This window comes from Phytopseudomonas daroniae, assembly GCF_004327285.1.
Lineage (GTDB): Bacteria > Pseudomonadota > Gammaproteobacteria > Pseudomonadales > Pseudomonadaceae > Aquipseudomonas > Aquipseudomonas daroniae.
In genome coordinates, this window is the sequence record NZ_QJUI01000006.1 from 151,467 (window position 1) to 178,376 (window position 26,910).

Sequence of the window (26,910 nt, forward strand, 5' to 3'; positions counted from 1 at the left end):
TCGTTGCACCGCTCATCACACCACCGCCGCGCGACGTTGCACGAAACGGTCGACATACTCGTCAGCCGGTGAATGCAGGATCTCTTTTGGCGTGCCGACCTGGATCAGACGGCCATCCTTGAGAATGGCGATTCGGTTGCCGATGCGCACCGCCTCGTCGAGATCGTGGGTGATGAAAACGATGGTCTTGTGCAGGGTCTTCTGCAGCTCCAGCAACTGATCCTGCATCTCGGCACGGATCAGTGGATCCAGGGCACTGAACGCTTCATCCATCAGGATGATGTCGGTGTCGGCCGCCAGCGCACGGGCCAGCCCCACGCGCTGGCGCATGCCACCGGAAAGCTGATGCGGGTACTTGCTTTCGTAACCCTGCAGGCCAACGGTGGTAATCCAGTGCATGGCGCGCTCGGTACATGCCGACTTGCTCTCGCCTCGCACCTTCAGGCCGTAGGCGACGTTGTCGAGAACGTTCCGGTGCGGCAACAGGCCGAAGCTCTGGAACACCATGCTGATCCTGTGTCGGCGAAATTCACGCAGGGCGTCCTTGTCGTATTGCAGGATGTCCACGCCGTCCACCAGGATCACCCCGCTGGAGGGATCGATCAGTCGGTTGAAGTGGCGCACCAGGGTCGATTTGCCGGAGCCCGACAGGCCCATGATCACGAAAATCTCGCCCGTGCCGATGCTCAGGGACAGGTCGTTGACCCCGACCACACAACCGGTTTCGCTCAACACCTGATCCTTGCTTTTACCCTGGCCGACCATGGCCAAGGCATCCTTGGCGCGATGACCGAAAATCTTGAAGACGTTTCTGACTTCGATCTTGTTCACGGTTGCGTCGCTCATTTGCTCACCTCGTGCCGTGGCCGACCGTATGCCTGGGTAATGCGGTCGATGACCACCGCGAGAATCACGATCGCCAGACCGGCCTCGAGCCCACGCCCCACGTTGAGGGTCTGGATTCCCACCAACACTTCTTCGCCCAAACCGCGGGCCCCGATCATCGAGGCGATCACCACCATCGAAAGCGCCATCATGGTGGTCTGGTTGATCCCGGCCATGATGCTCGGCAGGGCCAACGGCAACTGTACGCCGAACAACTGCTGCCAGCGGTTGGCACCGAAGGCGTTGATCGCCTCCATGACCTCGCCGTCGACCTGGCGAATGCCCAGGTCGGTGAGACGGATCAGCGGCGGTGCGGCGTAAATCACCGTGGCGAAAATCGCCGGCACCTTGCCCAGTCCGAATAGCATGAGCACTGGAATCAGGTACACGAAACTGGGCATGGTCTGCATGATGTCCAGCAGCGGCATCAGCACCGAACGCAGGCGGTTGCTGCGGGCTGAAAGAATCCCCAGGGGAATGCCGACCAGTACCGCGATCAGCGTGGCCACCAGCATCAGCGCCAGGGTCTGCATCAGCTTGTCCCACAGCCCGACCGCGCCGACCATGAAGAGCAGGCCGACAAGCACCGCGGTGGTCATCAGCTTGCGGGTCGAGTGCCAGGCAATGCCGCCGACGATCGCCAGCATCAGCCACCAGGGGGCCGCACGCAGCACCCCTTCAAGGTTGACGATGGCCCATAGCAAGGTATCGGAAATGTGCCGGAATACATCGCCGTAATGGGTTACCAGCGAGTCGACCCAGCCATTGACCCAGTCGGCGATGGAAAAGGTGAAGCGTTCAGGAAACATAAGCGTCTCTCGAGCAAAAGAGGTGTGGCGCAGCTACTCAAGGCCCTCATGGGCCACCGAAAAGTCCGCCCTACAAAGCCGCATCGATTTTCTTGGCGGCGTCGTCGCTCACCCATGGGTGCCAGACCTCGGGATGTTCCTTGAGAAAGACCCTCGCCAGCTCCGGCGACTCGATGCGTTCCTTGGTCATCCGGGCGAGATTCTGGTTGAGCAGGTCGATCGGCAGGTTGGCCTTTTCCAACACCGCCACCAACTCCGGGGCTTCGTCGTGGAAAGTCCTGGACAGACCGACCTTGATGCTTACGCTTTTATCCACGCCCGGCTTTTCTTCCAGCTTCACCAGATCCACCTGGCCCATCAGCGGGGTTGGCGACCAGTAGTAGAAAAGGATCGGCTCGCCACGCTTGTAGCTCGACAGTACCGCCGCATCCAGGGCGGGGCCGGTACCCGGACGGAAGTTGGTGTAACTGCTCTCCAGGCCATAGCTCTTGAGCATCTCGCTGTTGTCGAGCTCACAGGTCCAGCCGGCCGGGCAGTTGTAGAAACGCCCCTTGCTCGGTTCTTCCTGATCCTTGAACACGGCCGCATACCGAGCCAGGTCAGCGATGTTTTTCAGCTCAGGCGCCTTGGCTTCCAGCTTGCGTTCGGGATTGCCTTCGATCACGTAGCGCGGCACGTACCAGCCTTCGATGGCGCCCACCACGGGTGCGCCAACGCCCACCACCTTGCCGGCCTTTTCGGCCTTGTTCCAGACCTCGCTGCGGCCAACCCATTCTTCGGCGAAGATCTGGATGTCGTTGCTGCTCAGCGCGTTTTCCATGGTGATGGAGTTGCCCGGCAGGGTATCGGTCTGGCAGTCGTAGCCCTTCTCCAGGACGAACTGCAGCACGTCAGTGAGCAACATGCCGCTTTCCCAGTTCAACCCGGCGAACTTCACCGGTTTGCCCGACTCGCACCAACCCGCTGCCTGAGTTGCTCCGGTACTGGCCAGCAGGCCAGTGGACAGCAGTGTAGTCAGCAGGATCTTGTTCATCTTCATCGCGTGACGCTCCTAATCATGAGTTGGCTTACGGCAGTCAAGAGGCATCCAGCCCTGTGCACATCCAATCAAGACTCACACCGCTGCAGCGCGGTGGGCCCACTCAGCTCTTGTTCGCTCGGCTCCCGGCTCGATGACGCCGCACACGTCGAATCTCGCTGGGTACTGCAGACGATTCCCTTGACCTACCGACCGGTGATCATCGGCAGATCGAGGCCCTGCTGCCTGGCGCAGTCGATGGCGACCTGGTAACCCGCATCGGCATGACGCATGACGCCGGTGGCCGGATCGTTGTGCAGCACGCGGGCAATGCGCGCCGCCGCCTCGTCGGTTCCGTCGCAGACGATGACCATCCCGGAATGCTGGGAAAAGCCCATTCCGACGCCGCCGCCATGGTGCAGGGAAACCCAGGTCGCGCCGCTGGCGGTGTTGAGCAGGGCATTGAGCAGCGGCCAGTCGGACACGGCGTCGGAGCCGTCCTGCATGGACTCGGTCTCGCGATTGGGGCTGGCCACCGAACCGCTGTCGAGGTGGTCGCGACCGATCACGACGGGGGCGCTCAACTCTCCGCGGCGTACCATTTCATTGAAGGCCAGGCCGAGCTTGGCGCGCTGGCCCAGGCCGACCCAGCAGATCCGCGCCGGCAATCCCTGGAAGCTGATACGCTCGCGAGCCATGTCCAGCCAGTTGTGCAGGTGGGCATCGTCCGGGATCAGTTCCTTGACCTTGGCATCGGTCTTGTAGATGTCCTGCGGGTCGCCCGACAGAGCGGCCCAGCGGAACGGGCCGATGCCGCGACAGAACAGCGGACGGATGTAGGCCGGGACGAACCCGGGGAAGTCGAAGGCGTTGGTCACCCCCTCCTCCTTGGCCATCTGACGGATGTTGTTGCCATAGTCGAAGGTCGGCACACCCATCTTCTGGAAGTCGAGCATGGCTTGCACGTGCACGGCCATGGACTGCTTGGCGGCCTTGACCACGGCGGCGGGTTCGCTCTTGGCGCGAACGCGGTATTCGTCCCAGCTCCAGCCGGCCGGCAGATAGCCGTTGAGCGGGTCGTGGGCGCTGGTCTGGTCAGTGACCATGTCCGGCCGCACGCCGCGGCGAACCATCTCCGGAAGAATTTCAGCAGCGTTGCCGCAGAGGGCGATGGAGATCGCCTTGCCTTCGGCGGTGTACTTGGCGATACGCGCCAGCGCGTCGTCCAGGTCTTTGGCCTGCTCGTCGACGTAGCGGGTCTTGAGGCGGAAATCGATGCTGCTCTGCTGACATTCGATGTTCAGCGAACAGGCTCCGGCCAGGGTCGCAGCCAGGGGCTGCGCACCGCCCATGCCGCCCAGGCCTGCAGTCAGTACCCAGCGCCCCTTGAGGTTGGCATCGTAGTGCTGGCGACCGGCTTCGACGAAGGTTTCGTAGGTGCCCTGGACGATGCCCTGGCTGCCGATGTATATCCAGCTGCCGGCGGTCATCTGGCCATACATGGCCAGGCCCTTGGCATCGAGCTCGTTGAAATGTTCCCAACTCGCCCAGTGCGGTACCAGGTTGGAGTTGGCGATCAACACGCGCGGCGCGTTGGCGTGGGTCTTGAACACGCCAACCGGCTTGCCGGACTGCACCAGCAGGGTCTCGTCGTCGTTCAGATTGGTGAGGCTTGCAACGATTTTGTCGTAGCACTCCCAGTTGCGCGCCGCGCGCCCAATGCCGCCGTACACCACCAGTTCCCTGGGGTTCTCGGCGACTTCCGGGTCGAGGTTGTTCATCAGCATGCGCAGGGGCGCTTCGGTCAGCCAGCTCTTCGCGGTCAGCTTGTTACCGCGCGAGGCGCGGATTTCGGTGTCACGCGTTTTTGTAAAACAGGCCGTAGCAGGTTTCCGGGTCTTGTCAGTCACGCAAAATACTCCTCAGCAATCAATTCAAGCCAACCCCTGGCAGCGGGCACGCCAGCCTGTGCGCATGGTTACGCGACAAGCGAATCAGTGAGCGTTGCACAGAGATCGGAGCGATCCCGCACGCACACATATGTACTTGTACATACAAGCATATGCAAGCAAAAGACCAACTTGCTGGAGAGCGCTATAAGAAAAATCAAGAAGAGGGCTTCAGCCTTCTGTATCAAGGGTTCTAGCGGGGCCGGCAGCGTTGCCGAGGCGTTTCGAGAGAACGCGGGAAACGGCTAGACCAGGTGATTTCGCTCCACACTGGGGCGCTCGGTAACAAGTTGGTGCGCACTGAAGAGCAGGCGGGAAGTAACAGACATCGTGAGCGATGCTGAGGTGAAGGCGTTCCGTATCAGCGCGCCGTCAGTTCGATCACGCAGCAGGCAGCACTGACGGTAACTTCCACCAGGGCGGAACTACCGTCCAGTTGCAGACAATCGTGCAGGCCAAGTTGCGCGTTACTGCCGTCGATGCTCACGCCCAGCGATTCGCTGACGCTGAACACCAGCACCGTTGCGGCGCAAGTGAAGAAGCGCTGTTCGCCGGCCAGCCACTGCAACCGGGCACTGTAACGCTGAGGCGCATAGATCAGATTGAAGTCGCGGATTGCCCCGCCCAGCAAGGTGCAGGACACCTGGCTATCACCGCCGAAGGCGAATGGGTCTAGGGGTAACAGGCAGCGGGTGCCGTCACCGTCGACGCACAAGGTCATGCCATCACCCTGCAACACGGTAATCACACGCTGGTAGCCGGCAAATATCGAGAAACCGCCCGACTCGCCAATGTCGGCAATCGACAGGCGCCAACCAAAACCATCGAGTCCGGCCCCTGCATCGCGGGTGATTTCTGCGGTGCTGCCGCTGCCGTTCTTCCATGGCATGCGTGAGTAATCGCGCGTGCGCAAAACCTTCAATTCACTCATCGATGCCAGCCTACTTCTGAAAGCGCCCTTCGAGACGATGACGCGAGCCTGGATGGATCAGACGCGCTGCCGTCACCGGCAGGCGACCTGACCAGGTACGCCGGCGGATCAGCAGACATGGCTCGCCTTTTTCGATCTGCAACAACTTGCATTCGGCCGGCTCGGCCAGAATCGCTTCGACCACGTGCTCGCCTTCCGTCAGCGGTGCGATCTGGTTCAGGTAGGCGTATGGCGTCTGCAGCGTGAAATCCTGCTTGAGGTAGTCCGGCGCCACCAGCGCGTTGACGAAGCGGTCTTCGATCTGCACTGGAATACCGTTTTCGTAATGCACGATCAGTGAATGAAAAACCTTCTGCCCCTCGCGCATGTCCAGCGCCAGTGCACGCTCTGAACCCGCCGCCTGTTCGTCGAGCGTGATGACCTGGCAGGAGTGGCGATGGCCCCGCGCAGCAATCTCGTCAGCGATATTGTGCACTTCGAACAGTGCGGACTGGCTCTTCGGCTCGGCAACGAATGTACCCACACCCTGCATCCGCACCAGCAAGCCATCGGCAGTCATTTCGCGCAGCGCACGGTTGATGGTCATGCGACTGAAGCCCAGTTGACTGACCAGCTCGCTCTCGGATGGCACGCGGTAATGTGGCGGCCAGTTACCGCTATCGATCTGCTGGGTGATCATCTGTTTGACGCGGGCGTACAAAGGCGCCGGACTGTCGTCCATCTTCGCGGCCAACGGGGAGACGGGAGGCGGAGTCGGCACGGCTGATCCCTGTTCATTTGATTAAGGTGGCTAGCTTGCCGGAGTTTACCGAGCACGCAAACGTCTGTATATGTATATACAATTCAAAACGCAATAGGGTATTCGAATCATGCCTGCCTTCTTTGCCGAACGCGCGCTACTGCCTAGCGGATGGGCCAACGATGTACGCCTTGAGGTCGCTGCCGATGGCCTGCTGACCCACGTCCAGGCCGACTCCAGCGCAGATGGCGCCGAGCGCCTGGGCGGCCCGTTGCTGCCAGGCATGCCGAATCTGCACTCGCATGCGTTCCAGCGAGCAATGGCCGGGCTGGCGGAAGTGGCCGGCAATCCGAATGACAGTTTCTGGACCTGGCGTGAGCTGATGTACCGGCTTGTCGGCAAAATCAACCCCGACCAGCTCGGCGTCATCGCTCGTCAGCTGTATATCGAGATGCTCAAGGCTGGCTACACATCGGTGGCCGAATTCCATTACGTGCACCACGACGTCAGCGGCCAGCCGTACAACGACCCGACGGAACTGTCTCGGCAAATCAGCCAGGCTGCCGCCAGCAGCGGCATCGGCCTGACTCTGGCACCCGTGCTCTACAGCCACGCCGGTTTCGGTGGCCAGGCACCCAATGATGGCCAGCGACGGTTTATCAATAGCACTGAAAACTACCTGAACCTGCAGACGCGCCTGCAACCGATCCTCACGGCACAACCGGCGCAGCACCTGGCCCTGTGCTTTCACTCCCTGCGCGCGGTCACACCACAACAGATCACGGAAGTGCTGGCCGCCAGCGACAAGGCTTCCCCCGTGCATATCCACATTGCCGAACAGCAGAAGGAAGTCGACGACTGCCTGGCGTGGAGCGGCAAGCGTCCGTTGCAATGGCTGTACGACAACGTTGAGGTCGATGAGCACTGGTGTCTGGTGCACGCCACTCACGCCAATGCGCAAGAGGTGACCCTCATGGCCAGGAGCCGAGCGGTTGCCGGTTTATGCCTGACCACCGAAGCCAACCTGGGAGACGGGATTTTCCCCGCAGTGGATTTCCTCGCCCAAGGCGGGCGCATGGGCATTGGCTCCGACAGCCACGTGTCGCTGAGCGTGGTCGAGGAGCTACGCTGGCTGGAGTACGGACAGCGACTCAGGGATCAGCGGCGTAATCGCTTGTACCGCAGCGATCAACCGATGATCGGGCGCACGCTGTTCGACGCGGCACTTCAGGGCGGAGCACAGGCGCTGGGGCAACCGATCGGTGAGCTGGCGGTTGGCAAACGTGCAGACTGGCTGGTACTCGATGGCACCGATCCCTACCTGGCAACGGCCCATGCTGATGCCATTCTCAACCGCTGGCTGTTTGCCGGCGGCAGTCGCCAAGTGCGGGACGTGATGGTCAACGGCAACTGGGTCGTGCGCCAGGGCCGGCATGCCGATGAGGAAGAGAGCACCAGGGCTTTCACTACGACCCTGCGAAGCTTGCTGGGCTGAGCAGCAACCCAGCCCTGCTGGCAGCATTTTTTCATGTCCCGGCGCACGGCCGCATCGAGACGACCCAATCGCCTCTGCGCGACGTATCTTCAGGGCTTGTCTTGCCCGGAACGCCAGATCAGCTTGTCGGTGTCGTACCCCTGAGCACGAGCCACAGAGAGCAGCTCGTCGCGAACCTCACTGGAGATTTGCGGAGTACGCGAGAGCAGCCACAGGTATTTGCGGTTCGGGTGGCCGACCAGCACGCTCTGGTAGTCATCATCCAGATCGAGCACCCAGTACTCGCCCTTGCTCACGCCGGGCAGCAGGCGGCTGAACCAGTTGTCGAACGTCACCCAGAGCTTGTCGGTCTTGCCCTCGACCTGAGGTACGGCGCGTCCCTCGACCTGCTGCCATTCGCCATCGGCGTTGCGGCATCGGTTGATCACCGACACGCTGCCATCGTCCTGCAGGCCGTAGCGCGCTTCGGACTCCAGACAATTGCGCTGGAAGAACATCGGCAGACGCGCCACTTCGTACCAGGTGCCCTGATAGCGTTCGAGGTCGACCGACTCGACGGTCTTCGGCGGCACCTCGCCAGTCCCCGAATTGGCGCAACCGACCAACAGCGCAGCGCCCAGGGCCAAGATTCCAATCGCAAGCCTGTTCATCACTTCAACCCCTTGGCGGAAAACATCAACACCTTGTCACCGGCGTACTGAACGCTGATGAAGCTCACCTGGTCGCCCCAGGTGCAGCTGGACATGCCCAGGGCGCCGGAGCACTCCGTGGCGGTGCCGAGCAGGTCTTCGACCTCGGCTTTGGTCATGCCCGAATAGAGCTTGGCGTAGTTGTCCTGATTGACCTTGCTGCAGGCTGCCAGAACGACAAAGCCCGCCAGCAGCACAAGAAAGCGCAGGCGCATGAGGGGTAACTCCAGTAGTCCAGTGGTTGCCACATGCCGGTTCGACGTCAGAAGCGCGAGCCCGGTTCCAGCAGAAAGCGCAACTCCGCTTCGGTACCATTACGCCCGAGCGTTTCGTTGCGATGGGGGAAGCGCCCGAAGCGCTCGATGATGCGCAGATGCCTTTCAGCGTAATCGAGAAAGCCCGCGAACAGCTCACGCTCGGCGTCTGCTGCCGTCTCGCTCAGTTCGCCAAACAGTTGCATCGCGCGTAGCTGCAGCGGCAGGTTCTCGGCATGTTCGAACACCAGGTAGATGAACACCCGCTGTAGCGGTGACAACTGCCGATCCCAGCCCAGGGTGACGCCCTCTTCCACCAGCGGCTGAGCCAGCGCATCGCCAGCGAAGGCCAGGGGCGTTTCGCGATAAATCATGCGCGGCAACTGGTCGAGCAACAGCACCTTGGCCAGCCAGCCTTGCGGATGCTCTGACCAATCCTGCAAGCCGCCAGCGAGCGCCTGTTCGACCAGCGAGCCAAAGCGCTCACACGCCTCGACATCCTGCTCGTCACGCTTGCCGAACCACAGCGCGTTACGCGCCGCGGCGCTTTCCACAGCCGAGCTGGACGGGCCGAACCACCAGTCGAGCAACGGCTGCCAGGGCTGCACGGGCATCAGCTCCGGTGGTAGCCGGTAACGCGCTCGACTTCTTCCTTGGAGCCCAGGAAGACCGGCACACGCTGGTGCAGGGAGGTCGGCTGAATGTCGAGGATGCGCTGCACGCCGTCGGTGGAAGCGCCGCCGGCCTGCTCGATGATGAAGGACATCGGGTTGGCTTCGTACATCAGACGCAGCTTGCCTGGTTTGTCCGGTTCACGGCCATCGCGCGGGTACATGAACAGGCCACCACGGGTCAGGATGCGGTGCACGTCGGCGACCATGGAGGCAATCCAGCGCATGTTGTAGTTCTTGTTCAGCGGGCCTTCCTGGCCGGCCAGCAATTCGCCCACGTAACGCTGTACCGGGGCTTCCCAGTGACGCTGGTTGGACATGTTGATGGCGAACTCGGCGGTGGTTTCCGGGACACTGATGTTGTCGTGGGTCAGCACGAAGCTGCCCAGCTCGCGATCCAGGGTGAAACCCTTGACGCCGTTGCCCAGGGTCAGGATCAGCATGGTCTGCGGGCCGTAAATGGCGTAACCGGCGGCGACCTGCTGGGTACCCGGCTGGTGGAAGGCCTTCTCGTCGAGGCTTTCGTTCTGGCTCAGGTATTCGTTCGGACAACGCAGTACCGAGAAGATGGTGCCGACCGACACGTTGACGTCGATGTTCGACGAACCGTCCAGCGGGTCGAATACCAGCAGGTAGGCACCTTTCGGGTACTTGCCGGGAATCTGGTAGGCGTTGTCCATTTCCTCGGAGGCCATGCCGGCCAGGTGACCGCCCCACTCATTGGCTTCGAGCAGGATGTCGTTGGAGATCACGTCGAGCTTCTTCTGCACTTCACCCTGCACGTTCTCGGTGCCCATGCTGCCGAGCACGCCGCCGAGGGCGCCCTTGGATACCGCATGGCTGATTTCCTTGCACGCACGCGCCACTACTTCGATCAGGAAGCGCAGATCGGCCGGGGTATTTTGACTACGGGTCTGCTCGATGAGGTAGCGACTCAGGGTAACGCGGGACATGAAGGACTCCGGAAGGAAGGTAATCGGAAGGAGTTTAACCCTTTCCAGGAACGGGCGCCTCAGCGGCCGGCGACGCAATGCGCGGCAACAGGCTGCTGACACGGTTACGCCCGCCACGTTTGGCCTCGTACAGGGCGGCATCGGCTGCCCGTAGCAATTCGTCGAGCACCAGGCCCTGATCGGGCCACAGCGCAAGGCCGGCCGACAGGGTTACCTGCCGTACACCGCTACGGGTTTCGATCGGCTTCTGTGCCAACCCCTGGCAGATCGCGTCGAGGCGTTTACTCGCTTCGAGCGAATCGGCGCCGGGCAGAATCAGCAGGAACTCTTCGCCGCCGATACGAAAGACCGTATCGGAACTGCGCAAGTTCACCAGCAGATGCTGAGCCACACTCTTGAGCACATCGTCGCCATCCAGATGGCCGTGCTCGTCGTTGAGCTGCTTGAAGTGATCCAGGTCGATCAGGGCCAGCGACAAGGGTGCGTTGTCACGCCTGGCGCGGGCCAGTTCGCGGCCGAACAGTTCGTCCAGATAACGCCGGTTGTAAAGCCCGGTAAGCGGGTCGCACAGCGCCTGTTCACGCAATTGCTCATGCAGGCGGGTGATGGTGCGCAGGCGCTCTTCACTCAGGGCCAGCGCCTCGGCCAGTTTCAGCTTGCTGAGCTGACGCTGGGTGACATCGCGCAAATAAAGCATCTGCCCCAGTAGCAGAGAGCCGTGACGGGTCACCCGCTCGATGGCGCGCATGCGCACTTCGAAGTAGCGATCGCAACGGATCGGCATCAGCAATTGATCCTGCCACGCGCCATGTTCCAGCAACAGCGCCTGCAGATCGCCGCCAAACACAGGCCACTCCTGCAGCTTGCGGCCCTGCCAGTCGGATTCGAGCCCGCCCAGCTTGAGCGCAGCCTGGTTGGCTTCGATCACCCGCCCCTGGGTGTCCACCACCAGCACCGGGTCGAGCAGCGCTTCGAGCAACAGATGCCGCGCCACCGGAAGCAGGTCGAACAGGCGTACGCCGAGAACCAGCCAGGAGAACGCGACCAGGGTGAAGACGAAGCTGAACGGTGTGGGGTCGACACCGAACACCACCACACCGAAGCCCACGTAGGCGATATTGGCCGACCACGGCACCGCAGTGACCAGCACGAACGCCAGGTAGTGACGCCGATGCACGCCATGGCTGGTGAGCGCCGCGCGCAGCACCACGCCCAGGCTGAAACTCATGAACAGGTAGACATACACCGCCGTGGCGTAGAACAGCGGGCCATGCTGATAACGAATCGGCGCGCCCGGCTCGGCCGACACCGGCCCGGTTTCGGCACCATAGAACAGGCCATGCCAGGGGTTGCTCAGCACCACCAGCCAGATCAGTACCGGCGCAACGATCAGGCCGAGCACCGAGCGCCTGGCCAGCGGTTCGCGCACGCTATTCACGTACTGCCAGAGAAACACCGCCCAGAACGTCGGTACCGAAATGATTCCCGGCCAGGACAGGGTGGCCCAGAACAGTTTGCAGTCGGGTGCGACCGCCGCGACTTCGAGGCCAGCCATGGCCATCCACCACATGCTTGCCAGGTGCATCAGGATGAAGGTATCGCGGCCTGGAAAATACCGTTGCTGCGTGACCCACCGCGCCAGCAGCACACCGCCGATGCACACCAGGGCGGTGAGCAGGACGGCAGCGTCGAATTGCCAGGCGGAATTGAGGCAGGCGTTCACGGCTCGCCCCCACCGGCTACGCAGCAGCGATCGGCGAGTCGACACGCAAGGCTTGGGCCTGGACGGCGCGATACGGGGGCAAGCAAGGAAGAAGTATCCATTCCAACACGGCTCGGGATAGAAGCCAGGTCACTCGGCCTGGCGCCGTACAGTCCGTCCGGGCCGCAAGCCGCTGGGGGCGGCAGACCGGCACGACGGAACGTGGCCGCTAAGATACTGCAAATCACCTGCTTTTCAGGAGGTTTTTATCGCCTTGCGCGGCTGAAAATACGCACACAGCGCAACCAACCGGCGGATGCCTGTTCACAAATTCGCCAACATCGTTATTATCGCGCGCCGTCCACCACGCGAAACCTCCCCGAGATGAAAAGCAATCTGATCGCCGCTGCGGAAATAGACCGCCTCGATACCTGGGCGAGATATACCAGCGACATGTGTCACAGCTGCATTTCCAGCTGCTGTCAGTTGCCGGTCGAGGTGCGCATCGCCGACCTGATCCGCATTGGCGTGGTCGACGAGTTCGAGCGTGGTGACCCGCCGAAGAACATCGCCAAGCGTCTGCAGAAAGACGGCCTGGTCGAGCGCTTCAATCAGAAGTCCGGCATCTTCACCCTGACGCGCATGAGCAACAACGATTGCTACTACCTGGATCGCAAGAGCCGACTGTGCACCATCTACGAGCGCCGCCCGGATACCTGTCGCAACCATCCGAAGATCGGCCCGCGTCCGGGCTACTGCGCCTGGCGGCCGAAGTAATCCTGCAACTTCCGGTTACCCGCCAGCTTGAACACCGCAGCACACCCGTATCTCGAATCCTTCACACCCGGCTCGTACCGTCACCCGAAGGATTCGCATGCTTCACGGTTCCCTCATACGCCCACTATTACTCATGGTCGCCCTGCTCAGCGCCTCCGCTCAGGCAGATTCAGCGATGCCCGGCTGGCAGGAGCCGCTTCTCGAGCGCCTGCAAGCGGTAGCCGCCAAGCAGGACGGCGAGCTCGGCGTATATGTGAAAGATCTGCACAGCAACCTTGCGGTGACCTTGCACGCAGAGGAACTCTGGTACATGGCTTCCGGTATCAAGGTGCCCGTGGCCATCGCCGTGCTGCGAGGCGTGGAGCGTGGCGAGTGGAATCTGGACACCCGGCTGATCCTGGCCGCCAATGACTTCGTCGACGGGGCTGGCAGCACCAATCAACATGGGCCCGGTGCTCGCCTGAGCGTACGCTTCCTGCTCGAGCAGATGATCATCTACAGTGACAACACCGCCACCGATCGCCTGATCCGGTTGGTCGGCCTGGACGCGGTGAACCGGCTGGTCAGCGAGCTGGTATCCGAAGGCTTCGAACCCATCACATCACTGGCCGACGTGCGCCATCATATCTACCGGGAACTGCATCCCGCGGCCGAGCGGCTTGGCGGGCGTGATCTGCTTCGCCTGCGCCAAGCCAGCAAGGATGACGAACGCTTGGACAGACTGGCATCGCTGCTCGGCGTGCCACGCTCTGAACTGGCGCCCATCAGCCTGAACACCGCCTACGCGCACTACTACAGCCGCAACCTGAATGCAGCTCGTCTATCCGCTTATGGCGAGTTGCTGGAGCGCTTGGCCGAAGGCGAGGCGCTGGGCGCCGAGCAGACAACCTATCTGCTCGGCGTGATGAGTCGGGTGAAGACTGGAAGCAAACGCATCATTGCCGGGCTCCCAGCCGATGCCCACTTCGCTCACAAGACCGGCACCCAGCGCGCACGTATCTGCGATTCGGGGCTGATCGACACGCCTGCCCGTGGCTCGGCTGCTCCGGTACTGGTGGTAGCGTGCGTACAGGGCGAATCCTCACTGGCCAAAGCCGAGCGCAGCCTGCGCCAGGTTGGTGAGGCGCTGGCTCGATCAGGCGTACTGCAGCGCGATGCACTCAAATGAGGGTTTCCCATGAAGGTATTGCTGGCTGGCATCATCATTGGTTGCGCGGCGGTCTCTCTCTGGCTATGGGCCACGCCACAGCGTGATGCGCGCTTCGACGCCTTGCAGCAGCGCCTGGGCGAACTCGACGAAGCCTCTCCTGGCCAACTGGGCGTCTACCTGCTACGACCTGCCGATGGCCGTGAGCTGAGATACCACGCCGATCGCCCCTGGTACCTGGGTTCGGCAACCAAGGCGGCGATAGCCATCGCTGTGCTGCAAGAGATCGATGATGGAAAACTGCAGCTCGACCAGCAGATAGTCCTGGAAGAAAGTGACCGTGTCGACGGATCCGGCGGCCTGGTATGGGAGGACGCGGGCGCCAGCTATAGCGTGAGCGAGCTGATTCGGGAAATGCTTCAGGAGAGCGACAACACTGCTGCCGACATGCTGATCCGAGCGGCTGGCGAAGATCAAATCAATGGGCGTATCAGCAAGGCAGCTGGAAACGGTTTCGGCCAGGTGACGACGCTGCTGAAGGTGCGCCATGAATTGTATGGGCACCTGCACCCGGCTGCCCGATCACTGGAAAACAATCACATCGTCGAAATCGCCGCAGCACCGCTCGGCCCTCTGCGCGTAGAGGCAGTGGCCAACGCACTCGAGCTGAAAACCGATCAGCTCGATAACCGCGACCTCGACGAAGCCTACCGCCGCTACTACGACAGCGGGCTGAACAGCGCGACCCTGATAGCCTACGGCCAGTTACTGGGGAAGCTGGTGAGCGGCGATCTATTGTCGCGCGAAAGCCAGGAGCGGCTCTACGACATCATGGGCTTGGACAGCTACGACGCCTATCGCCTTGAAGCTGGCCTGGCGAAGGATCTGCCCTTCATTCAGAAAACCGGTACCCAGCAGCATCGCGCCTGCCACATCGGCGTCGCCAACCCGCAGGATGAAAACGCACTGGTCATCGTCGCCTGCGCCGAGGGTCTCGACGAAAACGACGAGGCCGGCAAGCTGTTCGAACAGGTAGGCGAGGCGATTCAGGAACTGCTGCTGACCAGCGCGACAACCGAAGCCTGATCATCGCTCGCAAATTCGCCAATCGCACGCAGCCAACCACGCCTCATGCGATCCTGACGCCTCTGTCAGAACCGCTCTCTGGATGCGCGCAACAGGCTGAGCGCCATCAGCACCAATACACCAACCCCGATCAGTAACACCCCCCACAGGCCGACGCGCTTCCAGTCGATCCCACCAGCCTTCGGGCCGACGGTCGCAGGCACCACCTCGACCTCCGGAATACTGCCGTCGATGGCGGCCTGGCCCATGCTCTCCAGCCGCTGCGGGGTAAAGCCGGGCACCAGCGTGGTGATCGGCAGGCTACCAGCTTGGGCATCGGCCCGGCCGAGGGCCAGTCGATAGGGTGGATTACCCCGCGCCAGAAACAGCAACTCGGTGGCCCGCAGGGCCACGCTCAGTCGCGGCTCACCCTGCCCCAGGCCACCACCGCGGTTATCGACCTGCAAGCGCAACTGGCTGACTGGCGATTGCGGCAGCTCGATCTGATCCTGCACCACTTCATGACCATCGACCGGCAGACGGTAAAGCACCGAGCGCGCCAGGGGCGCCCATGGAACACCGCTGTCCCGCCGTCCCTGCAGCAGCACCGGGGCCAGGCTGTTGGCCTGCTCGACCTCGATACGCAAACGCTCCAGGGGCAAGGCCAGAGGCAAAGACCAGGTCACGCCCTCCTCGCCCACCTGCCCGTTCAGCCTCTGCGACCAGACCAGCTCCGCCGGCTGCGCCGTGCTGCGGGTACCGCTGACCGTGGCGGCGCTCAGGTTCACCGCCTGCTCCGGCGCCAGCCACAACAGACGCAGATAACGCGCCCGGGTGGGCGGCCACTCGACTTCGCTCTTGTCGATGCGCTCGCCATTGAAGCTCAACTGGGCGATCTGCCCTTCACCAAGCGGACGCCAGTTGTCCAGATCATCGCTGGCCTCGATGCTGAAACGCTGGAAGCCCTCGCTTTCGGCACTCCACTGCAGATACAGGCGCTGCAGCGGGAAGTCGGTGGCACTGGCATCCAGCAGCCAGCCGCGCAACACATCGGTCGCGGTGGAAGGCCCGGCGGTGGCGTTCAGCTCGATGATCGAGCCATCGTCACCACGCTGCACACGCAGTGTTGGCAAGGTCTCGCGGCGCCCCGCCGGGCCACGCAGCGGAAACAAGCGCAAATCGACACTCTGCTGGCTCTCGGCGAAGCGCGCTGCACCGGGAATCAGGCTGTAGGCCAGGCGCTCGCCCTCGGCATTGAACACACGCAGGTCGCGGAAGTCGGCATGCCTGGCCGCGAGGTGAGCTTCCATCGGCAGCTGCATCCGGTACCAGGGCCCCTCCCCGCTCACGGTCAGTGGCACATTGACGACATAGTCGCCTGGTTTTTCCTGCACCTCGGCCGCCTGTACCACCAGGGCCATGCCCAATATGAGCAGCCCGGTTCCCATGCGCAGACTCATGTCGGCACCTGCGCTTCACGCTCGACCTGCCGCGGTGGCAATGGCGCGAAATAGCCGACCACCAGCAACAGCACGCCGACGCCGATGAAGGAGATGATCCGCTCCAGGCTGCCACTGTTGCCCAGATCGACGAAGAACAGCTTCACCACCACCACGCCGATCAACGCCGCACCGGCCATCCACAGATCACGACGAGCACGCAGGTGCCCGGCGATGGTCAGGCTCAGGGCGATCAACGTCCAGACGATGGAGAGCCCGGCCTGCACCAGGCGCGAATCGATCAGCGCGTCCACCTGGAACGGCACCTGGGCCCAATGGAACGCAGTACGACAGACCATCATGGTCAACAGGACGAACAGCGAGGCGCCGATCACCGCCTGGGCCGCCAATTGCATCTGCCTTGGCTCGACACCCAGCGGTGGCAAGCCATCGCGGCTCCACTGATGCACCGCGAAGAGGACGAACAGCATGCCCAACTCCAAGGGGTTGATCAGCGGCACATAGAGCAGTGGCTCGGCCGAGCCGTCACTGAACAGGTTGACCAGCCAGAACCAGCCCAACAGAAGTACAGCCAACGGCAGCGCCGCATAACTGCGGTACTCCAGCGGATAGGCCGCCACGGGCCAGGGCAGCGTACGACGCAGACTCATCAGCATCAGGAAGGCACAGGGCACCAGCACCCAGCCCAGCCAGCGCCAGGCGTTGTAGTGTTCGGCCAGGGCGAAGAACAGAAAGCGCAGCTCCAGCGCCAGCACGCCGAGGAGCAGCCAGCAACCGAGCACGTGGCTGATGCGGATCAGCAACTCCGGCGCCAGTCCCTGGACTCGGCGCAGCATCACGACATGCAGGGCGAACAGTGCCGGCCAGGCGAGCCAGCCGAGCGCTGCCAGTGGGTGATAGCTCAGGTGCCAGGTGAGCAGCACGACGCCGAACCCCAACGGCACCAGCGCCAGACTGAACACAGCCAATGCCGGCCAGCGCTGACCCAGGGCAACAACGGTGGTGACGACAAGGCTGGCCACGGCGACCAGCAGGAACACATGGCCCTGCAAATCGTCCGGCACGAAGTGCGAGATTTCGCTCAACGATGCCAGCAGCCACCAGGCTGCGCCCCAGAACAGCGCCACGTGTGACAGCTCTTGCAGATTCACGGGCAGCAGATCGGATCGTGCCACACGCCCTGCCAGATGCAGACGCCAGGCACACAGCAGGCCCGCCAGCGCCAGCAATGCCGGCGCCCAGAACCCCAGATGAGCCAGCGGCCGCAGAACCCCGGCGGTCACGCCCTGATCGAGGCTGTCGTTGAACATCAGGTAGATCAACCCACCGAGCAACTGCACGGCGAAGGCGCTGATCAGCACGCTGCGCCCCCCCAGGTACAGCCCGGCGACCAGCGTCGCCACGCCCGCCACGGCCCAAGCGGCAGCCGTGGCGTAAGGGCCGAAGCACAGCGGTGCCATCAGGTAGAGGAACGCCAGGCCGCTGCAGGCCAGTACTGGCTGCAACTGGCGCTCGCGATCCGGTACCTGGCTTTCGCCAGCACTGCGTAGCTGCAGGAAGCTGAACAGCAGTGCCACACCGAGCATCAGTGCGCCCAGCGCCGAACCGGCGAGCAGGGTCTCATCGCCGGAGCGCAGCGCCCAGAGAAATGCCAGGGCCGCCCCTGCCTGCAACAACAGGGCGAACAGACGCGCGAACAGCCGTTGCTGGCGCAGCCCCAGCCAGTACAGGCCGGCACCCTCGACCGCCCAGGCGGCGGACGTCCAGCGTGCATCCAGGCCCAGCGGAATGGCCAGAGTGCCGAAGATCACGCCCAGCGCCAGGCAGGTTTCCACCAGCAGCACGGCCCGCCCAGGCGCGCGTGCGACCAGTAGCCGTGCCAGGAACAGGTACAGCAAGCCCATGGCCAGGGCGCTGAAGGCCGGGCCGAAGGGCAGGTGCTGAACCACCGCGTACTGCAGGCCGAAGCCCACCAGCGGCGTACCGAACAACACGCTGCCATCCACGTAACCGGCCTGACGGGCCGACCACTTCAGCAATGCCTCGCGGGAACCGTTTTCCGGCTCACTCGGCGCTTCGAGCAGACGCCGCCGGGCGAACAACAGGCCGATGGCTACGTACATCAGGAAGAACAGCAGCAGGAAGGCTTGAGTGCTGAGCCACAGATCCGTGGTGTAGGAGCGCAACCCCCAGGCCAGGCCGATACCAAAGGTGCCGACGAAGCCGATCAGATTGAGCTCGCGCCAGGCCTTGAACCAGGCGATGGCGAAGATACCGGCGTTGAGCAGGAGGAAATAGCTGAACAGGGCGACGTGGCTACCGCCGCCGCTGGAGGCCAGGATCGGCGCGGCGAAACCGCCCAGTGCCGCGGCAGCGGCCAGCCCACGGGCATCCTGCAGAATGGCCAGCACGGCCGAGCAGAGGGTCACCACCACCAGCAGCACCATCGCCACCTGCGGGGTGAGCAGCGGATGCAGGCGCATGGCCGCGAATACCGTCAGGTACAGCACCGCGATACCGCCACCCTGCATCAGCAAGGCGTATGCCGGGCGCCGCTGGCGCAACCACCAGCCCAGCGCCAACAGGGCGATCGCCGCCAGAGCCACACCGGCGTAGCGCCATTCGACAGCGACCACCACGCGCTCGGAGGCATAGCGCAACAGGAAGGCCAGGCCTAGGAACAACAGCACCAGGCCCACGCGCAATACGGTATTGCCGCCCAGCAACCAGTCCCGCGCGGCGGCGACGCCGCGGTCGAACCAGGTTGGTGCAGGCGGCTCGCCGACCCGCGCAGCTGTCGGTGTGGGCGTCACTGCGGCTTGTTCCGCGACAGGCTCGGGCCGCGGTTCTGCCACAGGTTCCGTCGAAGCGGCAGCGGGAAGCACCAGATCCAGCGTCCACTCGCGCTCGACGGGTGACGCGACAGGCGCCGAAGCTACAGGCTCGGCAGAGGCCTGGACAGGCGGTGCCTCAGCCGGCTCGTGCTCGGTACGCTCCAGCGGAGCACCTTGCTCAAGACGCACGAGGCGTTCGTGCAGATCGCCAGTGCCGTGGTTGAAGCGAGCGATCAGATCCGCCAGGGATTTGCGCATCGCCTCATTTTGAAGCCGTAGCGCCTGCAGCGCGAACGCCTGCCCTGCAGCCAGCCCAAGCACAGCACCCAGCGCCGCGCCAGCCATCGCCTCTCCAGTGGTGGCGCCCAGCACCAGCGCCCCAAGCACCAGCCCTATCAGCATGAAAATCCATTGCATGCACTCGAGTCCTTGATGAATAACTGTCCATGCCGGCCCATTGGCCTGACCGAACCTGCAGTATATGAGCTCTACACGGATAGGTAATGGAGGCGCTCACAATTACAACCGACGGCCAGGCATGGCGGACGAAACGAAAAATGCCGGCAGCCATTTTCAACATCACGAGTGACAACGTACGGCGTGACTTGTCAGGACGGCGAGCAAAAAATCGGGGAGATTTTTAACGGCACTTGCGACGGCCCGAAGGGGGAGCGACCAGGGATCGCAGGCACAAAAAAGCCCCCGCAGGCTCACGCCGGCGGGGGCTTTCTAGTCAGCTAGAACCGGATCAGTTCTTGGCTTTCTTGGCAGCGCGGGTACGCTCGCCTTCGTCGAGGATCTTCTTGCGCAGACGGATCGACTTCGGCGTCACTTCGCACAGCTCGTCGTCCTGGATGAATTCCAGAGCCTGTTCCAGGGTGAAACGAACCGGCGGAACCAGAGCGATGGTTTCGTCTTTACCCGAAGCACGCATGTTGTCGAGCTTCTTGCCTTTGGTCGGGTTGACGCCCAGGTCGTTGTCGCGGCTGTTCAGACCGACGATCTGACCGTTGTAGATTTCCTGGCCGTGCTCGACGAACAGCTTGCCGCGCGCCTGCAGGGTTTCCAGGGAGTAGGTCAGCGCCTTGCCGGTATCGATCGACACCAGTACGCCGTTCTGACGGCCGGACATGTGGCCCGACTTCATCACGTCGTAACGATCGAAGATCGAGGTCAGGATGCCTGCGCCGTTGGTCAGGGTCAGGAACTGGTTACGGAAACCGATCAGACCACGGGCCGGGATGTTGTATTCCAGGCGTACACGGCCCTTGCCATCCGGAACCATGTTGCTCAGGTCGCCCTTACGCAGGCCCATCTCTTCCATGACCTTGCCCTGAGCCTCTTCAGGGATGTCGATGGTGACGTTCTCGAACGGCTCGTGCTTGGCACCGTTGACTTCACGGATGATCACTTCCGGACGGCCTACGCCCATTTCGAAACCTTCGCGACGCATGTTCTCGATCAGTACCGACAGGTGCAGCTCACCGCGGCCGGAGACCTTGAACTTGTCGGCCGAATCGCCTTCTTCGACGCGCAGGGCCACGTTGTACAGCAGCTCCTTGTCCAGACGTTCCTTGATGTTACGGCTGGTGACGAACTTGCCTTCCTTGCCGCAGAACGGCGAATCGTTGACCTGGAAGGTCATGGAAACGGTCGGCTCGTCGACGGTCAGCGGCTTCATCGCTTCGACATTGTTGATGTCGCACAGGGTGTCGGAGATGAACAGCTGATCCATGCCGCTGATGCACACGATGTCACCGGCAGCGGCTTCCTCCACATCGACGCGATGCAGGCCGTGGTGGCCCATCAGCTTGAGGATACGACCATTGCGGCGCTTGCCGTCGGCGTCGATGGCGACCACCGGGGTGTTCGGCTTGACACGGCCACGGGCGATACGACCCACGCCGATGATGCCGAGGAAGCTGTTGTAGTCCAGTGCCGAGATCTGCATCTGGAACGGGCCTTCGCGGTCAACGGCCGGAGCCGGAACGTTGTCGACGATGGACTGGTACAGCGGGGTCATGTCTTCGGCCATTTCGGTGTGATCCAGACCGGCAATGCCGTTCAGGGCCGAGGCGTAGACGACTTTGAAGTCCAACTGTTCTTCGGTGGCACCGAGGTTGTCGAACAGATCGAAGATCTGATCCAGCACCCAGTCAGGACGCGCGCCCGGACGGTCGACCTTGTTGATCACCACGATCGGACGCAGGCCGGCTTCGAAAGCCTTCTTGGTCACGAAGCGGGTTTGCGGCATCGGGCCGTCTTGAGCATCGACCAGCAGCAGCACGGAGTCGACCATCGACATCACGCGCTCTACTTCACCGCCGAAGTCGGCGTGGCCGGGGGTGTCGACGATGTTGATGTGGTAGCCGTTCCAGTTGATCGCGGTGTTCTTCGCGAGAATGGTGATGCCACGCTCTTTTTCCTGGTCGTTGCTGTCCATCACGCGCTCGTCGTTGAGCTCGCCGCGCTCCAGGGTGCCGGACTGGCGCAGGAGCTTGTCGACCAGAGTGGTTTTACCATGGTCAACGTGGGCGATGATGGCGATGTTACGTAGATTCTCGATCACAGTAGTGGTCTCGTAGGTTGGGTCGGGCTACCCAGCAGTTGCATTCAGCGGCCCAACGCGAAAAATCGGGATAAGGATAAAGGCAGTTCGTTAACGATGTGTGGCGACAATGCCGCCGCGAATCGGGTCGGGAGGTCGGTGGCGGATACTGCCGCCATTCAGCCCAGGCGTTTTATGCCGGACGATAAACGCGCACATTGGCATGCCCCTCGCTCAGCAGGTGATGAGCATGCAAACGGCTCATCACGCCCTTGTCGCAGTAAAGGAGGTACTGGCGGCTCGCATCCAGCTCCTTGAAACGGTTGTTCAGTGCATAGAACGGCATGGCCTGCACGTCGACGCCAGGCAGTTGCAGCGGCTCATCCTCGACCAGATCCGGGTGACGGATATCGATGACCACATGGCTGGGCAGTGCCTCGGCCAGTTCCTCTACCTGAATGTCCTGGCCCAGCTCTTCGATCACTCGGTCGATCGGCAGCAGGCGTGCCCGCTCCAGCGCTCGTTCGAGCACCGCCATGTCGAACTGCTCTTCTTCATGGACGATGCGATGCGGCTTGGCCTTGGTAGTCGGGTTCACCGAGATCACGCCACAATATTCTGGCATGTGCCGGGCGAAGTCGGCGGTACCGATCGCCTCGGCGGTGTCGATGATGTCCTGCTTGTGGCTGGCGATCAGCGGGCGCAGCACCAGCTTGTCGGTGACCGAATCGATCACCGAAAGGTTCGGCAAGGTCTGGCTGGATACCTGGCTGATCGCTTCACCGGTCACCAGGGCATCGATCTGCAGGCGCTCGGCCAGTCGGCTGGCGACGCGCAGCATCATGCGCTTGAGGGTCACGCCCATGTAGCTGTTGTCGACCTTGCCGAGAATCTCGGCGAGCACTTCCTCGAACGGCACGCTGATGAACAGCACACGGTGCGAGCGGCCGTACTTCTGCCACAGATAATGGGCGACTTCCATCACGCCCAGTTCGTGGGCACGGCCGCCGAGGTTGAAGAAACAGAAATGGGTCATCAGGCCGCGGCGCATGATCTGGTAGGCGGCGACAGTGGAGTCGAAGCCGCCGCTCATCAGCACCAGGGTCTGCTCCAGCGAGCCCAGCGGATAACCGCCCAGCCCCGGATGCTGGTGATGAATGACGAACAGGCGCTGGTCGCGGATCTCGATGCGTACTTCGATCTCGGGCTTCTTCAGGTCGATACCCGCAGCGCCGCATTGCTGGCGCAACTGGCTGCCGACATGACGCTCGACATCGATAGAGGAGAAAGAATGCCGGCCACCGCGCTTGCAGCGCACCGAAAAGATCTTGCCCGGCAGCAGGTCACCGTAATGAAGCTTGCACTTTTCGACGATATCGTCGAAGTCGCCCAGCGGGTATTCGTCGATCTGCAGAAAATGCACGATGCCCGGCACGCAGCTCAGGCGTTCCACGAGTTCGTGCAGAAGCTTGGCCTCGGTGACCTCGGTCTTCACTTCCAGATTGTCCCAGACACCGGTCACCTGCAGTTGCGGATCGAGATCACGCGTGACTGCACGGATGTTCTTGGCCAACTGCCGGATGAAGTTCTTGCGAACCGGCGGGCTCTTGATGGTGATTTCCGGGAAGACTTTGACGATCAGTTTCATGGGAGCAAATGTCGGGCACCAGGGCCTGAAAAACAGGGGCGCGGATTATAGCGGAAATTGCTCAAGCTTTGATCAAAAATCCTCAAACAATCCGCGAGCGCACCAAAAAAGAACACAACTCCGCTATTACGCACCAATAAGGAGCCACGACGAACCATGTCGATGCACCGACACCCGCGTCAGCGCTGGTTTTCAGGGCACGATCCCATCACGGGGCACTGGCATGCAAATTGCTCCCTTGTGAGGCAGGGTGTCCTGGCAGACCATCTTGCCCGGCGTCACGAACTCAAAGAAGGGTCAATAGAAGACCCTATCCACCTGGAGGACAACATGTCTAAGGCTGTTCAACTGATCAAAGAACACGACGTGAAGTGGGTTGACCTGCGCTTCACCGACACCAAGGGCAAGCAGCACCACGTGACCATGCCGGCCCGTGATGCCCTGGACGACGAATTCTTCGAAGTCGGCAAGATGTTCGACGGTTCCTCCATCCATGGCTGGAAAGGCATCGAAGCCTCCGACATGATCCTGCTGCCGGACGACAGCACTGCCGTTCTCGACCCGTTCACCGAAGAGCCGACCCTGATCCTGGTCTGCGACATTATCGAGCCGAGCACCATGCAAGGCTACGACCGCGACCCGCGCTCCATCGCCCGTCGCGCCGAGGAATACCTGAAGAGCACCGGTATCGGTGATACCGTATTCGTTGGCCCGGAGCCTGAGTTCTTCATCTTCGACGAAGTGAAGTTCAAGTCCGACATCTCCGGTTCCATGTTCAAGATCTACTCCGAACAAGGCTCCTGGAACACCGACGCCGACATCGAAGGCGGCAACAAGGGCCACCGCCCAGCCGTCAAAGGCGGTTATTTCCCGGTTCCGCCGTGCGACCACGACCACGAAATCCGTACTGCCATGTGTAATGCCATGGAAGAAATGGGCCTGGTCATCGAAGTTCACCACCACGAAGTGGCGACTGCCGGTCAGAACGAAATCGGCGTGAAGTTCAACACCCTGGTGGCCAAGGCCGACGAAACCCAGACCCTGAAGTACTGCGTGCACAACGTGGCCGATGCCTACGGCAAAACCGCCACTTTCATGCCGAAGCCGCTGTATGGCGACAACGGTTCGGGCATGCACGTACACATCTCGGTTTCCAAAGACGGCAAGAACACCTTCGCAGGCGAAGGCTATGCCGGCCTGTCCGAGACAGCCCTGTACTTCATCGGCGGCATCATCAAGCACGGCAAGGCCCTGAACGGCTTCACCAACCCGTCGACCAACTCGTACAAGCGCCTGGTTCCGGGCTTCGAAGCACCGGTCATGCTGGCCTACTCGGCTCGCAACCGCTCTGCCTCGATCCGTATCCCGTACGTTTCCAGCCCGAAAGCCCGCCGCATCGAAGCACGCTTCCCGGATCCCTCTGCCAACCCATACCTGGCCTTCGCAGCACTGCTGATGGCTGGTCTGGACGGCATCCAGAACAAGATCCACCCTGGCGATGCAGCGGACAAGAACCTGTACGACCTGCCGCCGGAAGAAGGCAAGCTGATCCCGCAGGTTTGCGGCAGCCTGAAAGAAGCCCTGGAAGAGCTGGACAAGGGCCGTGCGTTCCTGACCAAGGGCGGCGTATTCTCCGACGACTTCATCGATGCCTACATCGAGCTGAAATCGGAAGAAGAAATCAAAGTGCGCACCTTCGTACACCCGCTGGAATACGACCTGTACTACAGCGTCTAAGCCGAAACCCGGATTACGCCTTCGGCTAATCCAGGCTACGCTACCTGCGCCGCGCACACGGCGGCACGAGAAAACCTCCCCGGTTTTGCCGGGGAGGTTTTTTTATGGCCTGCCGCCATCTCTGGCGGCCACGTCATGAGCTGTTTCGGCGCGACATTTGAATCATGCCCGGCCATTTTTATGGGCAAGTGCAAATCCTCGGCGCAGCGTGCTTGCCAGCGCGCCGCGGCGGTGCAAGGCTATCGACATCACCTAGATGGGAGACCGGCCCAATGCGCCGTACGCTCGCTTGCCTGCTGCTGATACTGGCCCTGCCAGTCAGCGCACAGATCTACAAGTACACCGATGCCAACGGCAACACGGTGTTCACCAATCAGCCACCGGATGGCGTCGAAGCCGAGAACGTCGAGCTGAAGCAGACCAATACCGTGGAGCCGCCAGCGGCGCCCACTGCCCCTGCCCCCGCGAGCCAGACGCAAGGCGAAGCAGCCCAGGCGCCCTATAGCGTGCTGGAGCTACGGGATCTGCCCAGCGAAGAAGCGCTGCGCGCCAACAACGGCACCTTCTCCGTGGGCGTGACCATCGAGCCACGCCTGAGCCCCGGCCATAGCCTCCGCCTGTTGCTGGATGGCAAACCCTATGGTTCGCCCAGCAACGTACCACGCCTGCAATTGAACGAGGTCGACCGCGGCGAGCACAGCCTGGCCGTTGTCGTCATGCAGGGCGAGCAGGTGATTCAGCAAAGCGACACACGCACCTTTACAGTGCAACGCGTCAATACCAGCAGCCCTGCCCTGCGCCCGCCACCACCACGGCCGAGCAAATGATCGCCATGCGCACCCTGCTTTTCAGTCTGCTGCTGATCGCCCTGCCAAGTCTTGCCCAGGTTTATACCTATGTGGATGCAGAGGGGAATCGGGTCTTCACCGACAGCCCTCGTGACGGCAACGCCAAACAGTTGCAGATAGCGCCCTCCAACCGCATCGAGCCACCACCAGCGCGTAGCGCCGAGCCGGCGACGCCGCCCGTGCAAAGCATGCCGCTGCTGGGTTACGAGCTGCTGAGGATCACCATTCCGCAACCGGACGCGACCATCCGCGACAACGCCGGCAACCTGATCGTCACCGCCAGCAGTGACCCGGCGCTGCACCCAGGCCACAGCTATCGCCTGCTGCTGGACGGCCAGCCGGTCGGCACCGCCGGGCGCAGCCCGGTGTTCCCATTGGAGAATATCGATCGCGGCACTCATCAGATCGCCGTGGAAATCATCACCGAGGGCGGCATCATCGTCGAACGCACGCCCAGCCAGCCCTTCCACATGGTACGCATCTCCCTGGCGCAGAAACGCCTGGCCCGCCCCTGCAAGAAGGACGATTACGGCGTGCGCCCGGAATGCCCGCTCAAGGACAAGCCCAAGGAAGAAGACAAAGGCATCATCAGTATTCTTCCCTTCCTGTAACCCCCACGCCCGATCAGCGCCGCGACCCTGCTGCACGAGGCACGGCGCTGACACCAGCACGCGCCTCGTCGCAAAGCGATTCGCACCAAAAAGGTGCGATACGGCGCACTGATTTCTATACTCGTCCCAAATTGGCACAC

At 62.2% G+C, this 26,910-nt stretch carries 22 protein-coding genes; 7 read left to right on the top strand and 15 right to left on the bottom strand.

Going from position 1 to position 26,910, the window contains the following annotated elements; translation table 11 throughout:
- Nucleotides 1-15 precede the first annotated feature (15 nt).
- The 6 genes from DNK06_RS08535 to hutC all read right to left on the bottom strand — a co-directional run bounded on the left by DNK06_RS08535 (nucleotide 16) and on the right by hutC (nucleotide 6,352).
- Nucleotides 16-846 carry a quaternary amine ABC transporter ATP-binding protein gene (locus DNK06_RS08535; RefSeq protein ID WP_131179603.1) on the bottom strand — a complete coding sequence of 277 codons (831 nt, stop codon included), beginning with the start codon at nucleotides 844-846 and terminating at the stop codon, nucleotides 16-18.
- Nucleotides 843-1,694 (bottom strand): ABC transporter permease, encoded by an 852-nt coding sequence (locus DNK06_RS08540; protein WP_131179604.1) that lies wholly within the window; start codon nucleotides 1,692-1,694, stop codon nucleotides 843-845. Before DNK06_RS08540 ends, DNK06_RS08535 begins: the two co-directional genes overlap by 4 nt.
- A gap of 70 nt (nucleotides 1,695-1,764) precedes the next feature.
- Complete coding sequence (locus DNK06_RS08545; RefSeq protein ID WP_131179605.1) at nucleotides 1,765-2,733, bottom strand: ABC transporter substrate-binding protein; 969 nt, start codon at nucleotides 2,731-2,733, stop codon at nucleotides 1,765-1,767.
- A gap of 185 nt (nucleotides 2,734-2,918) precedes the next feature.
- On the bottom strand, nucleotides 2,919-4,622 hold the full coding sequence (gene hutU / locus DNK06_RS08550; protein ID WP_131179606.1) for a urocanate hydratase: 1,704 nt from the start codon (nucleotides 4,620-4,622) through the stop codon (nucleotides 2,919-2,921).
- A 400-nt stretch (nucleotides 4,623-5,022) separates the two neighbouring features.
- Entirely contained in the window at nucleotides 5,023-5,592 is a 570-nt protein-coding gene (locus DNK06_RS08555) for a HutD/Ves family protein (RefSeq protein ID WP_131179607.1), read from the bottom strand.
- Nucleotides 5,593-5,602: 10 nt separating this feature from the next.
- On the bottom strand, nucleotides 5,603-6,352 hold the full coding sequence (gene hutC / locus DNK06_RS08560; RefSeq protein ID WP_084305239.1) for a histidine utilization repressor: 750 nt from the start codon (nucleotides 6,350-6,352) through the stop codon (nucleotides 5,603-5,605).
- A 109-nt stretch (nucleotides 6,353-6,461) separates the two neighbouring features.
- Between hutC and DNK06_RS08565 the strand changes: the two genes are divergently transcribed.
- Complete coding sequence (locus DNK06_RS08565) at nucleotides 6,462-7,826, top strand: formimidoylglutamate deiminase (protein WP_131179608.1); 1,365 nt, start codon at nucleotides 6,462-6,464, stop codon at nucleotides 7,824-7,826.
- An 89-nt stretch (nucleotides 7,827-7,915) separates the two neighbouring features.
- Here DNK06_RS08565 and DNK06_RS08570 read toward each other — a convergent pair whose 3' ends face one another.
- From DNK06_RS08570 to DNK06_RS08590, 5 genes are read right to left on the bottom strand one after another with little or no spacing between them, the layout of a single operon-like run.
- Nucleotides 7,916-8,476: a lipocalin family protein gene (locus DNK06_RS08570; protein WP_131179609.1), complete on the bottom strand. Its 561-nt coding sequence runs from the start codon at nucleotides 8,474-8,476 to the stop codon at nucleotides 7,916-7,918.
- Nucleotides 8,476-8,730: a hypothetical protein gene (locus DNK06_RS08575; RefSeq protein ID WP_131179610.1), complete on the bottom strand. Its 255-nt coding sequence runs from the start codon at nucleotides 8,728-8,730 to the stop codon at nucleotides 8,476-8,478. The genes DNK06_RS08570 and DNK06_RS08575 overlap by 1 nt, the downstream gene beginning before the upstream one ends.
- 47 nt (nucleotides 8,731-8,777) lie before the next feature.
- Nucleotides 8,778-9,377 (bottom strand): DUF924 family protein, encoded by a 600-nt coding sequence (locus DNK06_RS08580; RefSeq protein WP_131179611.1) that lies wholly within the window; start codon nucleotides 9,375-9,377, stop codon nucleotides 8,778-8,780.
- Nucleotides 9,378-9,382: 5 nt separating this feature from the next.
- The gene (locus DNK06_RS08585) at nucleotides 9,383-10,393 is read right to left on the bottom strand and encodes a class 1 fructose-bisphosphatase (RefSeq protein ID WP_131179612.1); all 1,011 of its coding nucleotides are present in this window, start codon (nucleotides 10,391-10,393) and stop codon (nucleotides 9,383-9,385) included.
- Between the two features lie 34 nt (nucleotides 10,394-10,427).
- Complete coding sequence (locus tag DNK06_RS08590; RefSeq protein WP_131179613.1) at nucleotides 10,428-12,116, bottom strand: histidine kinase N-terminal 7TM domain-containing diguanylate cyclase; 1,689 nt, start codon at nucleotides 12,114-12,116, stop codon at nucleotides 10,428-10,430.
- 363 nt (nucleotides 12,117-12,479) lie between these two features.
- On the opposite strand from DNK06_RS08590, the gene DNK06_RS08595 reads away from it, so the two are divergent.
- The 3 genes from DNK06_RS08595 to DNK06_RS08605 all read left to right on the top strand — a co-directional run bounded on the left by DNK06_RS08595 (nucleotide 12,480) and on the right by DNK06_RS08605 (nucleotide 15,105).
- Nucleotides 12,480-12,872 (top strand): YkgJ family cysteine cluster protein, encoded by a 393-nt coding sequence (locus tag DNK06_RS08595; protein ID WP_131179614.1) that lies wholly within the window; start codon nucleotides 12,480-12,482, stop codon nucleotides 12,870-12,872.
- 97 nt (nucleotides 12,873-12,969) lie between these two features.
- Nucleotides 12,970-14,040 carry a serine hydrolase gene (locus DNK06_RS08600; RefSeq protein WP_131179615.1) on the top strand — a complete coding sequence of 357 codons (1,071 nt, stop codon included), beginning with the start codon at nucleotides 12,970-12,972 and terminating at the stop codon, nucleotides 14,038-14,040.
- A 9-nt stretch (nucleotides 14,041-14,049) separates the two neighbouring features.
- Nucleotides 14,050-15,105 carry a serine hydrolase gene (locus tag DNK06_RS08605; RefSeq protein WP_131179616.1) on the top strand — a complete coding sequence of 352 codons (1,056 nt, stop codon included), beginning with the start codon at nucleotides 14,050-14,052 and terminating at the stop codon, nucleotides 15,103-15,105.
- Between the two features lie 65 nt (nucleotides 15,106-15,170).
- Here the strand turns inward: DNK06_RS08605 and DNK06_RS08610 are convergent, their stop codons facing one another.
- The 4 genes from DNK06_RS08610 to thiI all read right to left on the bottom strand — a co-directional run bounded on the left by DNK06_RS08610 (nucleotide 15,171) and on the right by thiI (nucleotide 23,574).
- A complete protein-coding gene (locus tag DNK06_RS08610; RefSeq protein ID WP_131179617.1) occupies nucleotides 15,171-16,544 on the bottom strand; it encodes a DUF3999 domain-containing protein in 1,374 nt (457 codons plus the stop codon).
- Nucleotides 16,541-19,795, bottom strand: coding sequence for a DUF2339 domain-containing protein (locus tag DNK06_RS08615; RefSeq protein WP_131179618.1), 3,255 nt, complete (start codon nucleotides 19,793-19,795; stop codon nucleotides 16,541-16,543). The genes DNK06_RS08610 and DNK06_RS08615 overlap by 4 nt, the downstream gene beginning before the upstream one ends.
- Before the next feature lie 331 nt (nucleotides 19,796-20,126).
- Entirely contained in the window at nucleotides 20,127-21,947 is a 1,821-nt protein-coding gene (typA, locus tag DNK06_RS08620) for a translational GTPase TypA (RefSeq protein WP_131179619.1), read from the bottom strand.
- 172 nt (nucleotides 21,948-22,119) lie between these two features.
- Nucleotides 22,120-23,574, bottom strand: coding sequence for a tRNA uracil 4-sulfurtransferase ThiI (thiI, locus tag DNK06_RS08625; RefSeq protein ID WP_131179620.1), 1,455 nt, complete (start codon nucleotides 23,572-23,574; stop codon nucleotides 22,120-22,122).
- A gap of 330 nt (nucleotides 23,575-23,904) precedes the next feature.
- Between thiI and glnA the strand changes: the two genes are divergently transcribed.
- The 3 genes from glnA (at nucleotide 23,905) to DNK06_RS08640 (ending at nucleotide 26,770) form a co-directional block, all read left to right on the top strand.
- Complete coding sequence (gene glnA, locus DNK06_RS08630; RefSeq protein WP_131179621.1) at nucleotides 23,905-25,311, top strand: glutamate--ammonia ligase; 1,407 nt, start codon at nucleotides 23,905-23,907, stop codon at nucleotides 25,309-25,311.
- Between the two features lie 272 nt (nucleotides 25,312-25,583).
- Entirely contained in the window at nucleotides 25,584-26,138 is a 555-nt protein-coding gene (locus DNK06_RS08635) for a DUF4124 domain-containing protein (RefSeq protein WP_131179622.1), read from the top strand.
- 5 nt (nucleotides 26,139-26,143) lie between these two features.
- Complete coding sequence (locus tag DNK06_RS08640; RefSeq protein WP_131179623.1) at nucleotides 26,144-26,770, top strand: DUF4124 domain-containing protein; 627 nt, start codon at nucleotides 26,144-26,146, stop codon at nucleotides 26,768-26,770.
- Nucleotides 26,771-26,910: the final 140 nt, after the last annotated feature.

Excerpts from the sequence above, each read along its gene's own strand:
- DNK06_RS08605 (WP_131179616.1), top strand. The coding sequence starts at position 14,050 with ATGAAGGTATTGCTGGCTGGCATCATCATTGGTTGCGCGGCGGTCTCT.
- DNK06_RS08635 (WP_131179622.1), top strand. The coding sequence starts at position 25,584 with ATGCGCCGTACGCTCGCTTGCCTGCTGCTGATACTGGCCCTGCCAGTC.
- DNK06_RS08575 (WP_131179610.1), bottom strand. The coding sequence starts at position 8,730 with ATGCGCCTGCGCTTTCTTGTGCTGCTGGCGGGCTTTGTCGTTCTGGCA.
- DNK06_RS08570 (WP_131179609.1), bottom strand. The coding sequence starts at position 8,476 with ATGAACAGGCTTGCGATTGGAATCTTGGCCCTGGGCGCTGCGCTGTTG.
- DNK06_RS08640 (WP_131179623.1), top strand. The coding sequence starts at position 26,144 with ATGCGCACCCTGCTTTTCAGTCTGCTGCTGATCGCCCTGCCAAGTCTT.
- DNK06_RS08600 (WP_131179615.1), top strand. The coding sequence starts at position 12,970 with ATGCTTCACGGTTCCCTCATACGCCCACTATTACTCATGGTCGCCCTG.
- DNK06_RS08585 (WP_131179612.1), bottom strand. The coding sequence starts at position 10,393 with ATGTCCCGCGTTACCCTGAGTCGCTACCTCATCGAGCAGACCCGTAGT.
- DNK06_RS08545 (WP_131179605.1), bottom strand. The coding sequence starts at position 2,733 with ATGAAGATGAACAAGATCCTGCTGACTACACTGCTGTCCACTGGCCTG.
- thiI (WP_131179620.1), bottom strand. The coding sequence starts at position 23,574 with ATGAAACTGATCGTCAAAGTCTTCCCGGAAATCACCATCAAGAGCCCG.
- DNK06_RS08535 (WP_131179603.1), bottom strand. The coding sequence starts at position 846 with ATGAGCGACGCAACCGTGAACAAGATCGAAGTCAGAAACGTCTTCAAG.
- glnA (WP_131179621.1), top strand. The coding sequence starts at position 23,905 with ATGTCTAAGGCTGTTCAACTGATCAAAGAACACGACGTGAAGTGGGTT.
- DNK06_RS08610 (WP_131179617.1), bottom strand. The coding sequence starts at position 16,544 with ATGAGTCTGCGCATGGGAACCGGGCTGCTCATATTGGGCATGGCCCTG.
- DNK06_RS08595 (WP_131179614.1), top strand. The coding sequence starts at position 12,480 with ATGAAAAGCAATCTGATCGCCGCTGCGGAAATAGACCGCCTCGATACC.
- DNK06_RS08615 (WP_131179618.1), bottom strand. The coding sequence starts at position 19,795 with ATGCAATGGATTTTCATGCTGATAGGGCTGGTGCTTGGGGCGCTGGTG.
- DNK06_RS08555 (WP_131179607.1), bottom strand. The coding sequence starts at position 5,592 with ATGAGTGAATTGAAGGTTTTGCGCACGCGCGATTACTCACGCATGCCA.
- DNK06_RS08540 (WP_131179604.1), bottom strand. The coding sequence starts at position 1,694 with ATGTTTCCTGAACGCTTCACCTTTTCCATCGCCGACTGGGTCAATGGC.
- DNK06_RS08565 (WP_131179608.1), top strand. The coding sequence starts at position 6,462 with ATGCCTGCCTTCTTTGCCGAACGCGCGCTACTGCCTAGCGGATGGGCC.